Raw genomic sequence first — 13,670 nt, 5'->3', positions numbered from 1 at the left:
CTAAACCGGAGTTAATGGGGTATATCTTAGTCCATCCATTTCATCAAAACCACACATTACATTCATGTTTTGAATGGCAGAACCTGCTGCACCTTTCATCAAATTATCTGATGCTGATAATGCAATCAATCTATTGTTATCTTCATCTAAATCAAATCCAATATCACAAAAGTTTGAACCTACTAGGAATTTTGGATCTGGGAATTTATACAATCCTTTTTTATCTCTGATCAGTCTGACAAATCTTTCTTCTCCATATGCTTGACGATATATTTTCCATAATTCTTTTTCTTCAATATCTTTTTTCAAGAATGTATGGTTTGTACATAAAATTCCTCGAACTACGTCTACTGCATGTGGACTCATTGATACACGAATTTTACTTCCTGCAATTTCACTTAACTCTTGTTCAATTTCACCAGTGTGTCTATGTTTTGCTGGTTTGTATGGTCTAATTACACCTGCTCTCATTGCATGAGCAGTTCCTGAACCAGAACCTGCACCTGATGAACCAATTTTTGAATCAACAATAATATGATCAGTATCAATAAGGTCATTTTTGATTAATGGTGCTAGTGCAAGCATTGATGTAACTGCCATGCATCCTGGGCAAGAAACTAGTTGTGCTTTTTTAATTTCTTCTCTGTGTAATTCTGGAACACCAAAAACTGATTTTTCTAAATAATCTGGATGTGGATGTTCCCAACCATACCATTTGTCATAAGCATCTTGATTGTGTAATCTATAATCTGCACTCAAATCAATTACTTTGACTCCTCTATCGTAGAGTGCTTTTACAATTTCAGTAGCTGTTCCATGTGGTACTGCAGTAAAAACTACATCACACTTGTCTGTTAATTTATCATAGTCTAATTCTGAGAAAGTAAGATCGGTAAATCCCTTCAAACTTGGCTGAATTCTATGCAGATATTCTCCTACATGTTGTCTTGATGTGACCATTGAGATCTCTACATCTGGATGGTTTACAAGAAGACGAAGTGTCTCTCCGCCTACATATCCTGATGCTCCTACAACTCCCACTTTCATGATAAGACACCTCCTAAAGGAGTATAATTTATTTTCTTACGTAGTTTAGCGCAAATTCTACCATTTCTTTTGGTATATTTCGTTGTGCAACTCTTGCTAATCCTTTGAATTCTACTGTATTATTGACTTCATGGACTACTAGGCCTTTTTCTTCATCTTCCATCATATCAATTCCTAAAATTCCACCACCCATGGCTTTTGATGCTTTTACTGCCATATCTTCCATCTCTTTTGTGATCTCACAAAGTTCTGGATCTGCCCCTAAAGCGATATTTGTTTTAAATCCACCTGAGGATTTTCTATACATTGCTGCAATAGGCTCGTCCCCTACTGTAATTACTCTAATGTCTCTTGGTGGTCTTTTGATTAATTCCTGTAAATAGTAAATACGGTCATGTGGGCTATCTGTAATGTCTCTTATTTCAAAAACTGCTTCCATAGTATCTTTATCTTTTAATGGCATTACTCCTCTTCCCCAACTACCTATAACTGGTTTAATCACTAATGGAAATCCTACTTTTTCCAAGTTCTCAGCAGCGCTATCACTTGAAAATGAAAAATATGTTTTTGGTGTTGGAATATTATTTTTTTTCAAAAGTAATGTCATGAACATTTTATTCCCACAAGTATTTGCAACTTCGAATTTATTCAATACTGGAATATCCATGAATTCTAGACTTGCAGTAAAATGAAGTCCTCTAAAATAACTAACACATCTTTCTAAAACAACATCCCCCAAATCAAAATCTTCTTTTTTACTATCTGTATTGATTTGAGTGATTTTTGCATCTAACATCAATGCATCATGTCCTAGTGCAGCTGCTTCCTTTTGAAGCATCTTTTCTTCCGCTCTTAAGCGGTCAAAAACAATACAAACTTTTGACATTACTCTCCCCAGTCTTCGCCTACGGTTTCTGCTTGTTTAAGCTCGACATTTGATCCATCTTTTTTTGAGATTTCAAAGTCAGCGCCACAATCAGGACAGGAGACAATTTCTCCTACTGAGGCATCGTCTGGGATGTTTAATGTTGCATCACATTCTGGGCAGTTCATGTTTTTGTTGACCTTTTCTTTTGTAATTTATTAGCTTCTGTTGACTGCATTCCCCACAATTCCACAAATCCTTTGGCTAGTCTTTGATCAAATGTTGATTCTACTCCATAAGTTGCAATATCGTGACTGTACAATGAATTATTTGATTTTCTTCCAACTACTCTTAGACTTCCTTTGTACATCTTTAATTTCACGGTTCCAGAGACTGGTTTTTGTGCAGCTTCGATAAATCCATCAAGATCTGTTTTTAGAGGATCTTGCCAAAGTCCTGAATAGACCAAATATGCCCATTCGTCATCAATTATTGATTTGAACTTGTTTTCATGTTTGGTGTGGACCATCTTTTCTAAATCTGAATGAGCTTCAATTAAACAAGTAGCTGCTGGAGTTTCATAAACTTCTCGAGACTTGATTCCCACAACTCTGTCTTCAATATGATCAACTATTCCTACACCTGCATTGCCTGCTTTTTTGTTGATGTATTCAATTAGCTTTAATGGTTCCATTGATTTGCCGTCAACTGCAACTGGAATTCCTTTATTGAATTTAATTTCCAAATATGCTGGTTTGTCTGGCAAGTTTTTAGTTTTAACCCAAATGAATGCATCATCAGGCGGTTCATTGTAAGGATCTTCTAAAACTCCTCCTTCGATTGCACGTCCCCATAAATTTTGATCAATGCTGAATTTTTTTGCTACAGTATCAATTTCAATCCCATGTTTTTTTGCAAATTTTAATTCCGTATCTCTATCCAAATTTTTATCTCTTATCGGAGCTATGATTGGAAGGTCAGAACCTGAACGTAATGTGATATCAAATCTTACTTGGTCATTACCTTTTCCGGAACAACCATGTGCTAGTGATGTAACTTTTTCTTTTTTTGCAATCTCTAACACTTTTTCTGCAATTAATGGTCTAGCTAGTGCTGTTGCAAGACAATATTTTTTTTGATAAAGAGCATTTGCTTTAATTGATGGAAAAATGTAATCTTTGACAAATTCTTTTCTTGCATCAATATTGTAATGTTTTTTAACACCAAGTTTTTTTGCTTTTGCAGCAATTTTTTTCCAATCATCGCCTTGTCCAACATCTACAGTAACTGTAATGACATCCATGTCGTGTTCGTCTTGTAGATACTTTACAACAACTGACGTATCTAGTCCTCCAGAAAATGCAAGAATTCCTTTTTGAGTCATAAAACATCTTTTCCGTCGTATTTTGGAATTTATCTTTTGTGATAGGCTCAAAATCAATTATTTTCAATAAATTTCTGACTAGCTTGAGCTAAAATTCGATGATTATTTAACCGCCAGATATAACGCTGTTTTATGAAAACTCGATCGGTGCTTTCTGCAGGTATTGGAGGAATTATCTTACTGTCTGTCTTAGGATTCTTCTTTAATTCTTCGGAAGAGTCACATGACAATAAAATCCGTATTGCATATTTTCCAAATATTGGTCATGCTATTCCGATTGTAGGAATAGAAAAAGGATTTTTTGAAACAAGTATGGGAAATACAACTAAAATTGAGACTCGTGTTTTTGACAGTGGTCCTCAAGCTATAGAATCACTATTTGCAAATTCTGTTGACTTGGCATATGTTGGACCAGGTCCTGCAATTAATGGATTTTTAAATTCTGAAAATAACAATGTAAAAATTCTTGCAGGAGCTGCAAGTGGTGGAGCAAGTTTCATAGTTCATCCTGAATCTGAAATCAATATTGCATCTGATTTTGCAGGAAAAAAAATTGCAGCGCCTCAGATTGGAAACACTCAGGATGTATCCTTACGTCATTATTTGTCTGAAAATGGATTAAAAACTGCTGACAAAGGTGGTTCTGTAGTAGTTTACAATATTCCGAATCCTGATATTTACACATTATTTGTTAAGGGCGATATTGATGGTGCATGGATTGCAGAACCTTGGGCTACTATTTTGGTAACTGAATTGGATGGAAAACGATTATTTCATGAAGAAGAGTTGTGGCCAAATCAAGAATTTGCATCCGTTCTTTTGATTGCAAATGCAGATTATGTGAAAAAAAATCCTGATGTAATTTCTAATTTTCTAAGTTCTCATTATGAAACAGTAACTTGGATTAATCAAAACCCTGTGGATACTAGAATTCTTTTTAATAATTTTTTAAATTCTCATTTAGGTCAATCTTTATCTGATGATGTTGTTGATATTGCATTATCTAATCTTGTAATTACTGGTGATCCTTTACATGATTCTATTCATTCATTTGCAGAAAAGGCAGATACGCTAGGATATCTTGGAAGAAATGGATATGATTTGTCTGGTATTTTTTACTACTTTGATACAAATTCCATTGAAGGAGAAAATAACTCATGACAAAACTTGAGGCTAAAAATATTGTTAAATATTTCAGTCATGATTCTCACAAACTCAAAGCTCTTGGCGGCATCAATCTCAAAGTTGAAGCAGGAGATTTTGTATGCCTAGTGGGGCCTTCTGGATGTGGAAAATCTACCTTTTTGCGTATAGTTGCAGGTTTGGAAAAACCTGATGAAGGGCAAATCTTGTTTGATGGTCACAACGTCACTGAAACTGGTCCTGAAAGAATTATGGTATTTCAGGAAGGTGCACTATTTCCATGGCTAAAGGTCCAAGATAATGTAGAATTTGGATTAAAGATGGCTGGAATCCCAAAAGAAGAACGAGCCAAAATATCTCATAGATATTTGGATATGATGCAATTAACCAAATTTGCAGATTCTTATGTTTACCAATTATCTACTGGAATGAAACAACGTGTAGCTATAGCAAGAGCTCTTGTAATGGATCCTGATGTGTTACTGATGGATGAACCTTTTGCTGCACTTGATGCGCAGACACGTGATTTACTTTTAGTTGAAATGCAATTAATTTGGGAGAAAACAAAAAAGACAATTTTGTTTGTTACTCACAGTGTATCTGAAGCTGCAGTTCTTGGAACCAAAGTAGCAATTTTCAGTAATCGTCCATCTGTAATTAAAAAAGAAGTTGATAATGATTTCCCACGACCTAGAATCACTGAAGATGAATCTCTACTAAAATTTCAACAAGATATTTTGGCAGAACTAAGACCTGAGGTAAAGAAAAGTAAAGAGTGATTATTTTGGCAAAAAATTATACTCCTTATAGAATTGCATTTTACATTGGAATTGTTGTAGTTTGGCAAATCATTGCCATGGTTGGAATTTGGCCTGACAATATTTTCCCTTCTCCATATGAAGTGGCTGAAGATTTAGCTTATGGTGCAGCAGATGGTAGTTTGTTGTATGGAATAGCAACTAGTATGTGGAGATTATCTATTGGATTGGCCATTGCAATTGGTGGAGGAATTGTACTTGGAATATTTATGGCAAGAGTTGAAGTAATCAATCAAACTGTTGGTTCTCTAGTTTTAGGTTTGCAATCAATTCCTTCTATTGCTTGGGTGCCTTTGGCAATACTTTGGTTTGGATTGACTGATGGGGGAATAATTTTTGTTACGGCGATAGGTGCAATCTTTGCAGTTACAATCAACACATACACCGGAGTCAAAAATATCAATCCTCACTTTATTGAAGCTGCTCGAAATATGGGTGCAAAAGGAAGTCAGTTGATTACCGCCGTATTAATTCCAGCAGCTTTTCCATACATGATTTCTGGCTTTAAACAAGGTTGGGCTTTTGCTTGGAGGGGTGTAATTGGTGCTGAAATACTCTTTTCGTTCCTAGGATTAGGATTCTTGCTTAATGCAGGCCGTTCCCTAAATGACGTTTCACAAGTAATTGGAATTATGATTGTGATTATGGCAATAGGTCTTGTTGTTGATGGCGTAATTTTCAAGAGATTGGAAAACAAAGTAATGTCTCGTTGGGGCTTAAGATAATCTCAGAAAATAATTCAAACTCCGAATATTATTGACATGTTGTGTTGTGTAAATTGAACATACAATTTCTTATGAAGTTACTCAAGTATGAATAATATGCCTAAATGTAGAAATTGTGAAGATGATTTTGTTTTAAAGAAGACTAGTTTTTGCTCATCTGATTGTAGCTTCGTTCATTCAAGAAAATTCTTTTTGCATTGAATTTTTACCAAAATCCACGCTCAAAATTTGATTTATTCCTGTAATTTCCTAAAATTAATTAAAAAATACTTTTCAATCTCTTCTCCAAGGTAATTTATTCTGAAAATTCACCAAAAAATTATTCTAAGTGGAAGTATTTTGATTTTAATTACTCTCGTAGTTGGATTCACATTCATGTCTATTCTTGTGACTGAAATCCAAAATAACACAATTCAAAGAACTGAAAATTTCTATTCTACGATAATTTCTGAATCTGCATCTCGTCAACTAGTACCCACTGATTTTGATTTGAATGATTTAGATAACAAACAACAAATTTTTGATAATTTTTTCCAACAAATAAAAACAGATGAAATGTTACGAATTAAAGTTTGGAGTAGTGATGGTACAATCATTTGTTCAGATGATCAATTGATTGTTGGAAAGAATTTTAATGATAATTTAAGATTTCAACATTCAATTGCAGGTGAAATTACATCTGAAATAAAAAATCCTGTTGATCCAGAAAATATTTCAGAAATGGGTTATGGTCAAATGATGGAAATATACATTCCTATTACATTGGATTCTACAACTCCATTAGGTGTGATTGAACTCTACTATAACATGGATTCAATTAATGACACAATAGCTGAAACTCAATTAATCACAATAATTAACACGGTCATTTTCATCTCCATAATCGTATCTGGAATTATTATTTTCTCAATATTCACAATTCGTTCATCTAACAAAACAATAGAACAAGAAAAATTTGCAAGTATAGGAAATCTTTCTTCACGTATGGCACATGATATTAGAAATCCTTTGACTGTAATTAAAACAACTTTGGATCTTCTTAAAACAAAAAATAAAAATTTGTCTTCTGATGAACTTGAAAAACTAAAAAAACTTGATAATCAAATATATCGAATTTCACATCAGGTAAACAATGTTTTAGATTACATTAAAGGACAACCATTGATTCTAAAAACTAACTCTCTAAAAGAAATCTTGGATTCATCTATACATGATCTGCCTGAACACGATGGAATAGAAATTGAATCTACTGTAAGTAATACAAAAATTCATTGTGACTATGAGGCGCTGAAAGTGGTCTTTATCAATTTATTTTATAATGCAATTCAATCCCTTGGCAAGAAAGGAAAAATTAAGATTTCATCTGAAATTATAGGCGTAAATACTCTTATCAAAATTGAAGATTCAGGTCCTGGAATCCCCGAGGACAAATTAAATAAAATTTTTGAGCCTCTATACACTACAAAACAAGAAGGAACTGGATTGGGACTTGCAAGTTGTAAATCCATTATCGAGCAACATCGTGGAACTATTTCAGTTAAAAATAACCCTACAACCTTTACCATAACATTGCCTACTGTTTAATTTTCATCCATTTTTTATTTTTAGTGACACTACAAATGCACATATGATAATTGCAATTGCAAAATACATTACAGCAACATAATCAAATGCAAATGCAATGGCTCCTGCCACAACTGGTCCGATTACTGTTGCAATAGACAATGTTGAACTAAAAATTCCTGTTGATGTTGAACGTGGATTATTTTCCATCAGGTGAAAGTTTCCACCAATAAACAAAAATGCCCATGTTGCACCTACTAATGCCATAAATGGCATTGCCATCCACCACTCTGTAACTACAGACAGTCCAACAAAAACAAATGTTGTGCACCCAATTCCAATTTTAAACTTGGTGACATTTGATAGATGAATTTTACTTGCCATCACATTCATAAAAATAAATGCAGTCAATGTGTTTGCCACATATACTATTGAAATATGATAAAGTTCTCCCCCTAACTTTTCAACAATCATTATGGGAAGAATGACCCACACTGCTGCTGCACCAATATGTCTTAGTAATAGCGATAAAAATAGGAATTTATTTTTTAAAATAACTTTTTTAGTTGTTCCTGGGGTTATTTCTTTTACTTGTTCGGGATTGGGAAGTCTTATTGTAAAAAGTAATCCGATAAGAAATGATGCTGCACTTAATATGAAAATTAATTTCAAATCATTTGCAATTCCTGCTGCTGCAATTCCTGCAAGCCATCCTAAAGCATGAAAAGAGATTACTGTCGCTGCTCTTTTCTTATCAATATTTGCCTCATAGGTATATGCAATCATTGCTGGAATCATTATTCCACTTGCAACACCTGCTGCAATTCTTACCAAGAAAAACATGCCAAGATCATCTGCAAAATAATGCAATCCAAATGCTATAGCGCACCCGATGAAGCCAATTCTAATGAATTTGAGCCTAGTTCCTTTCTTATCTGAGTGCCTTCCAAAATAGATTTCAGATAAAATCTGAGCAAAACTAAATGATGCCACTAAAAGTCCAATTTCAAAAATAGATTCTGTTACTCCTTTTGCAATAATAGGCATAAAAACAAAGATTATGGAAATTCCAGCATGTTGAAAAAATGTGGCACTACGAACTAGATTATTGACTTGAGACTTTTGCATAAATGTACATAAAATTCTCTTGCACCTAATTTCAACATACGTATCAATACTACCTATCTTTGTGGTTTTTTCTGAAAAGAGTTAAACTGTCCTAGAACATTTTGAAATTAAATTGGTAGAAAAAGAACCATTTCTTGATGCCATGCAAAATAGAATTCTATTATTTGATGGTGCAATGGGAACTGAAATTCAAAGACATGATCCAAAACCTGAAGATTTTCCAAATAATCAAGATGGTTTTAATGATGGATTAGTTGAAACACATCCTGAATGGATAAAACAAATCCATAGAAATTATTTAGATGCTGGTGCTGATTGTATAGAGACCAATTCTTTTGGTTCAAATAAAATTAAACTTGATGAATATGGATTTGGTGATCAAACAGTTGAGTTTAACAAAAAAATTGCTACACTTGCATCTGAAGTATGTGCTGAGTATACCGACAAACCACGATATGTAATTGGCTCCATGGGTCCAACAGGATATCTTCCAAGTTCTAATGATCCTGATTTGGGGCAAAAACCTCTCGATGAAATTAGAGAAGCATTTGAGCTACAAGCTGAAGGATTAATCCTTGGAGGTGTTGATGCATTACTAATTGAAACCAGTCAAGATATCTTGGAAGTTAAATTAGTAATTGAAGCATGTCATAATGCAATTGCAAAAACTGGGAAAAAAGTCCCAATTATTGCAAATACTACTTTAGATCAATATGGTAAGATGCTACTTGGAACAAATATCCAAGCTGCATACACAACTGTATCTGATATGGGAATTGATGTGTTCGGATTGAACTGCTCTACTGGCCCCATCGAGATGACTCCTAGTGTAAGATGGTTAGATGAGCAAAATGAGCATAATGTGTTGGTAGTTCCAAATGCTGGTATGCCTGAAAATGATGGAGGTCAAGCCGTATACAAGATGACTCCAGAGAAAATGGGTGAAGCATTAGGTGATTTTCTTAATGAATACAAAAAAGTTCGAATTATTGGCGGTTGTTGTGGGACAAATCCTGAACATATCAAAGCCTTAAGGAAAGTAATTGACGAAAAAGCCAACTCTATCGAGGGTTAAGTATTTAGAAAAACAGATGTGACTTCTCTACATTGACAGTCCCCCGAGTTAGTTCCGCGTTAAAAGCAGTTGATCTAAAACAAATTCCTGCACCTCTAATCATTGGTGAGAGAATCAATACTCAGGGTTCTCGTAAAGCAAAGAAACTGGTTCTTGCTGATGATTATGAAGGACTAGTTGATTTGGGAAGAATCCAAGTTGAAGATGGTGCCCATTGCCTTGATGTTTGTGTTGCAACTACAGAACGTGCTGATGAAAAAGAGTTTATGCTAAATTTAGTAAAAAGATTAAGCTTAGAAATTGATGCTCCTCTAGTAATTGACTCTACAGATCCTGAAGTTATTGAATCATCTGTGACTCAAATCCCTGGAAGGCCTATAATCAATTCAATTAATCTTGAAGGTGACGGAAGTAGATTTGAAAAATTGGCACCTATCATGGCAAAGTATGGCTTGCCTTCTATTGCATTATGTATAGGTCCTGAGGGTATGGCAAAAACTCCTCAACAAAAAGTTGATACTGCTGAATTACTATATGAAACAGGAAAAAAATATGGATTAAAAATTGAACAATTCATTTTTGATGTTCTTACGTTTACTTTGGCAACCGGGGAGGATGAATTCCTTGATGCAGGGAAAAATACTCTTGAAGGAATAAAACTAGTCAAAGAAAAATTTCCTAACTCTTTTACAACTTTGGGATTAAGTAACATTAGCTTTGGCTTGGCTCCTTATGCTAGAAAAATTCTAAATTCTGTATTTTTGTACCATGCTGTAAAAACTGGTCTTGATTCAGCAATTGTAAATGCAAAAGAGATTATTCCATATGGGGAAATAGATGAGAAAGAGAAAAAACTTGCAGAAGATCTAATCTTTAACACTCATTCTAATGCTTTATCTGATTTGATTACATATTTTGAGAATGCAGGACCTCAGAGTGGTACTGCTTCAAAGAAAGTCGATGTAGATCCTTCATGGCCTGCAGGAAAACGTGCAAATTTTAGAATTGTAAATAGACTCAAAGATGGAATTCAAAATGATGTTGTTTCTGCAATTGCGGAAAAACTTGGAAAATTGGACATTGTCAAAGAGACTGAAGGAATTTTGTCCCTTGATGAATCAAAGGAAGTGACTCATGATGCTGCAATTAAAACTCTGAATGAGGATTTACTTCCTGCAATGAAAGAAGTAGGTGACAAATTTGGTGCAGGTGAATTAATTCTTCCATTTGTTCTAAAATCTGCTGAATGTATGAAGGCAGCAGTCGGTGAACTAGAGAAATATTTAGTCAAAGAAGAAGGAACAAGCAAGGGTATTCTTGTTTTAGGTACTGTTTATGGAGATGTACATGATATTGGTAAGAATTTAGTAAAAACAATTTTCCAAAACAATGGTTACACTGTACATGATTTAGGAAAACAAGTTCCACTACAAAAATTCCTTGAAAAAATCGATGAAACAAAACCTGACGCAATAGGTCTGTCTGCATTATTGGTCTCTACTTCAAAACAAATGAAGTTCTTTGTAGAACATGCAAGAAAAAACAATATGCACATTCCTATTCTTTGTGGGGGTGCTGCGATTAACAGTAATTACATTAACAGAATTGCAAAGGAAGATGGAATTTACGAGCCAGGAGTATTTTATTGTAATACTATGTTTGAAGGTCTAAAAACCATGGATGTTTTAATTTCAGATGAAAAACCAAAACTTTTAGCTGATTGGAAAGAAAAATTAGAAAACTGGAAAGAAAAATCAACTACATCAATTGATCCTGACACTCTTCCAAAAAGTGAAACAATACCTGTAACTGCCCCCACTCCTGAATGTATTGGGGAACCTATTCGCTTAAAATTCGATCAAATCAATATGGCCGAAGTTTGGACAATGATTGATAAAAAATCTCTATTCAAATTATCTTGGGGATTAAGAGGAAAGGCAGGTTCTGAATCTGAAGAAGAACATGAACAATTACTATCTGAGTGGAAAATACGAATTATTCGTGATAAATTATTTGAACCTGAAGTCGTTTATGGTTATTTCAAATGTCATAATAAAGATAGAAAATTACTTGTAGAAAATCCTGATGGCGATGACGTTGAATTAGAATTTCCACGTTCTACTAAACCCGAACATTTGTGTTTGACAGACTATTTTGGAGATAATGATATTGTTGCATTTCAATCTGTCACTGTAGGCAATAAAGTGGCTGAAATTATTGAGCAATGGAACCAGGAAGACAAGTATACTGATGCATACTATCTTCATGGATTGGCAGTTGAAGTAGCTGAAGCATTAGCTGAATGGGTAAATCAAAAAATAAAATCTGAATTGAATCTGGAAAAAGGTGGTTTGAGATACAGTTGGGGATTTCCAAGTTGTCCTGATGTAAGTCAGCACCATCTGGTCTGGAAATTATTAAAACCAGAAAAATCTGGTATGACTTTAACTGAATCTGGTCAAATTATTCCTGAACAATCTACTGCAGCAATAGTTGTTCATCACCCTGATGCAAAATATTTTGTACTTTAATTATTTGATTTTTCTAGAAATTCATTTAATCCGTTAAAATCACTAGGAGATGTAAGTAAAACATCTCCTGTAATTTCATGTGTTTTCTTTAACAGTTCTTCAAATCCTTGACTATATGTTACTAAATCTAAATTCAAAAATTTTGCAGATTTTTCATTTTTTGGTGATGGGTACAAAAGAATAGGGATAATTGAAAATTCCTTGAGATTTTCATACAAATCTTGAACTTGAGAAATATTTTGAATTACTTGAGTCATGAATCCTTTAGGTTTTGCATCAACTTTTTTTCCAATTTTTGAAAAATTTGGCTTGTTTGAAATCGACAAATACAAATCAATTTTTGCATCAATTCCTTGTTTTTTTAGTCTCTTTGCTACTGCACTAGGAATTTGACCTGAATCTTCTTTTCCTGTTTGAGAAGGGTCTCCCATTAATATCAAAATCCCTGAAAATCCTGTGGAAATACAATTATCTACAAACTCTGAAATCTCTTTTTCGGTTTTGTCTCTAACTCTAAGACTAACGGTAATTGGTAAATTTGGAATTTCTTTTTTAATAATTTTCCCTGCCTCAATAGGTGAAACTCTTTGAAATCCTAATACATTTTCTGTTAGATGAATTGCATCACATTTTTTTGAAATAATTTTTATCTTTTCTACAAATTTTTGAATTGATTCATTTGGATCAATCTCTGGTAAAATTTTAGGTGGATTTGCTTCATACCTTATGGTCATAATTCATTTTCTTTTCTCCTCGGTTAAAACCTTTGAATACCAAAACCCATATGGAATAGTAGGAAAGAACCACGATGCACTTAGATGAATTAAAATCTCACCTTTCTAGCTCTCTAAATCCTTCAATCAAGTCAAATGGAAAATATCGTCTGGCATCCATACTTGTAGTGATTTATGGTGATGAGCCAATTGTCATAATGACTGAAAAACCTAAACACATGACATTCCATGCTGGTGAAATTTCATTCCCTGGTGGAAAATTAGATTCTAATGATTCTAATCTATTGGAAACAGCATTACGTGAAACTAGTGAGGAGATAGGATTGACAATTGCTCCATCACAAGTGATTGGTCAACTAGAACCTGTTATAACTCTGAATTCTGGTTTTATGATTTTACCATTTGTTTCTGTAGTAAAAGAAATTCCAACACTATCTGCAAATGCTGAAGTGGAAAAAATATTCCGTATTCCTTTAGAATCATTTTTAAAAACTCAGGCAAAGGATCCTGATCCATCCCATAATCTAATCCAAGAAATGTATACTTTTGAATATGAAAACCAAATTGTGTGGGGTGCATCTGCTAGAATATTAAAACAGATTCGAGATTGCCTCAAATCCTGAGATTCATTTAAAAAGAGCTCCGCGCGCCTGAAAA

General features: G+C 34.0%; 13 protein-coding genes. 7 read left to right on the top strand and 6 right to left on the bottom strand.

Features of this window, described 5'->3' with window-relative positions; genetic code table 11:
* The 4 genes from argC to C5F47_RS07160 are packed head-to-tail and all read right to left on the bottom strand — an operon-like array spanning position 1 to position 3,296.
* Positions 1-1,047 (bottom strand): N-acetyl-gamma-glutamyl-phosphate reductase, encoded by a 1,047-nt coding sequence (gene argC, locus C5F47_RS07175; RefSeq protein ID WP_179360412.1) that lies wholly within the window; start codon positions 1,045-1,047, stop codon positions 1-3.
* Between the two features lie 28 nt (positions 1,048-1,075).
* Complete coding sequence (lysX, locus tag C5F47_RS07170; protein ID WP_179360411.1) at positions 1,076-1,933, bottom strand: lysine biosynthesis protein LysX; 858 nt, start codon at positions 1,931-1,933, stop codon at positions 1,076-1,078.
* The gene (gene lysW/argW, locus C5F47_RS07165) at positions 1,933-2,100 is read right to left on the bottom strand and encodes an alpha-aminoadipate/glutamate carrier protein LysW (RefSeq protein ID WP_014965593.1); all 168 of its coding nucleotides are present in this window, start codon (positions 2,098-2,100) and stop codon (positions 1,933-1,935) included. Before lysW/argW ends, lysX begins: the two co-directional genes overlap by 1 nt.
* Complete coding sequence (locus C5F47_RS07160) at positions 2,097-3,296, bottom strand: argininosuccinate synthase (protein ID WP_179360410.1); 1,200 nt, start codon at positions 3,294-3,296, stop codon at positions 2,097-2,099. Before C5F47_RS07160 ends, lysW/argW begins: the two co-directional genes overlap by 4 nt.
* A 132-nt stretch (positions 3,297-3,428) precedes the next feature.
* Between C5F47_RS07160 and C5F47_RS07155 the strand changes: the two genes are divergently transcribed.
* The 4 genes from C5F47_RS07155 (at position 3,429) to C5F47_RS07140 (ending at position 7,566) form a co-directional block, all read left to right on the top strand.
* A complete protein-coding gene (locus tag C5F47_RS07155; RefSeq protein ID WP_179360409.1) occupies positions 3,429-4,457 on the top strand; it encodes an ABC transporter substrate-binding protein in 1,029 nt (342 codons plus the stop codon).
* Entirely contained in the window at positions 4,454-5,218 is a 765-nt protein-coding gene (locus C5F47_RS07150; RefSeq protein ID WP_179360408.1) for an ABC transporter ATP-binding protein, read from the top strand. Before C5F47_RS07155 ends, C5F47_RS07150 begins: the two co-directional genes overlap by 4 nt.
* A gap of 5 nt (positions 5,219-5,223) precedes the next feature.
* Entirely contained in the window at positions 5,224-5,982 is a 759-nt protein-coding gene (locus C5F47_RS07145) for an ABC transporter permease (RefSeq protein WP_179360407.1), read from the top strand.
* Positions 5,983-6,357: 375 nt separating this feature from the next.
* Complete coding sequence (locus C5F47_RS07140) at positions 6,358-7,566, top strand: sensor histidine kinase (protein WP_179360406.1); 1,209 nt, start codon at positions 6,358-6,360, stop codon at positions 7,564-7,566.
* 3 nt (positions 7,567-7,569) lie between these two features.
* On the opposite strand, the gene C5F47_RS07135 is transcribed toward C5F47_RS07140, so the two are convergent.
* Positions 7,570-8,673 (bottom strand): MFS transporter, encoded by a 1,104-nt coding sequence (locus tag C5F47_RS07135; protein WP_179360405.1) that lies wholly within the window; start codon positions 8,671-8,673, stop codon positions 7,570-7,572.
* A 112-nt stretch (positions 8,674-8,785) separates the two neighbouring features.
* Between C5F47_RS07135 and C5F47_RS07130 the strand changes: the two genes are divergently transcribed.
* Together C5F47_RS07130 and C5F47_RS07125 are read left to right on the top strand one after the other, a co-directional pair.
* Positions 8,786-9,748, top strand: a complete 963-nt coding sequence (locus C5F47_RS07130) for a homocysteine S-methyltransferase family protein (RefSeq protein ID WP_179360404.1) — start codon at positions 8,786-8,788, stop codon at positions 9,746-9,748.
* Positions 9,749-9,780: 32 nt separating this feature from the next.
* Positions 9,781-12,279 (top strand): methionine synthase, encoded by a 2,499-nt coding sequence (locus C5F47_RS07125; RefSeq protein ID WP_179360403.1) that lies wholly within the window; start codon positions 9,781-9,783, stop codon positions 12,277-12,279.
* Here the strand turns inward: C5F47_RS07125 and C5F47_RS07120 are convergent.
* Positions 12,276-13,013 carry a 5,10-methenyltetrahydrofolate synthetase gene (locus tag C5F47_RS07120; RefSeq protein WP_179360402.1) on the bottom strand — a complete coding sequence of 246 codons (738 nt, stop codon included), beginning with the start codon at positions 13,011-13,013 and terminating at the stop codon, positions 12,276-12,278. The genes C5F47_RS07125 and C5F47_RS07120 overlap by 4 nt on opposite strands.
* A gap of 74 nt (positions 13,014-13,087) precedes the next feature.
* On the opposite strand from C5F47_RS07120, the gene C5F47_RS07115 reads away from it, so the two are divergent.
* Complete coding sequence (locus C5F47_RS07115; protein ID WP_179360401.1) at positions 13,088-13,636, top strand: NUDIX hydrolase; 549 nt, start codon at positions 13,088-13,090, stop codon at positions 13,634-13,636.
* The last annotated feature ends 34 nt before the right edge of the window (positions 13,637-13,670 follow it).

Source organism: Nitrosopumilus cobalaminigenes, from assembly GCF_013407145.1.
Lineage (GTDB): Archaea > Thermoproteota > Nitrososphaeria > Nitrososphaerales > Nitrosopumilaceae > Nitrosopumilus > Nitrosopumilus cobalaminigenes.
The sequence above is the reverse complement of the archived record's forward strand: the minus strand, read 5'-3'. Positions and strand labels throughout refer to the sequence as shown.

Bases quoted from the DNA above. Each gene is read 5' to 3' on its own strand.
- lysW/argW (WP_014965593.1), bottom strand. From the start codon at position 2,100: ATGAACTGCCCAGAATGTGATGCAACATTAAACATCCCAGACGATGCC.
- C5F47_RS07135 (WP_179360405.1), bottom strand. From the start codon at position 8,673: ATGCAAAAGTCTCAAGTCAATAATCTAGTTCGTAGTGCCACATTTTTT.
- C5F47_RS07140 (WP_179360406.1), top strand. From the start codon at position 6,358: ATGTCTATTCTTGTGACTGAAATCCAAAATAACACAATTCAAAGAACT.
- C5F47_RS07115 (WP_179360401.1), top strand. From the start codon at position 13,088: ATGCACTTAGATGAATTAAAATCTCACCTTTCTAGCTCTCTAAATCCT.
- C5F47_RS07150 (WP_179360408.1), top strand. From the start codon at position 4,454: ATGACAAAACTTGAGGCTAAAAATATTGTTAAATATTTCAGTCATGAT.
- lysX (WP_179360411.1), bottom strand. From the start codon at position 1,933: ATGTCAAAAGTTTGTATTGTTTTTGACCGCTTAAGAGCGGAAGAAAAG.
- C5F47_RS07160 (WP_179360410.1), bottom strand. From the start codon at position 3,296: ATGACTCAAAAAGGAATTCTTGCATTTTCTGGAGGACTAGATACGTCA.
- argC (WP_179360412.1), bottom strand. From the start codon at position 1,047: ATGAAAGTGGGAGTTGTAGGAGCATCAGGATATGTAGGCGGAGAGACA.
- C5F47_RS07120 (WP_179360402.1), bottom strand. From the start codon at position 13,013: ATGACCATAAGGTATGAAGCAAATCCACCTAAAATTTTACCAGAGATT.
- C5F47_RS07155 (WP_179360409.1), top strand. From the start codon at position 3,429: ATGAAAACTCGATCGGTGCTTTCTGCAGGTATTGGAGGAATTATCTTA.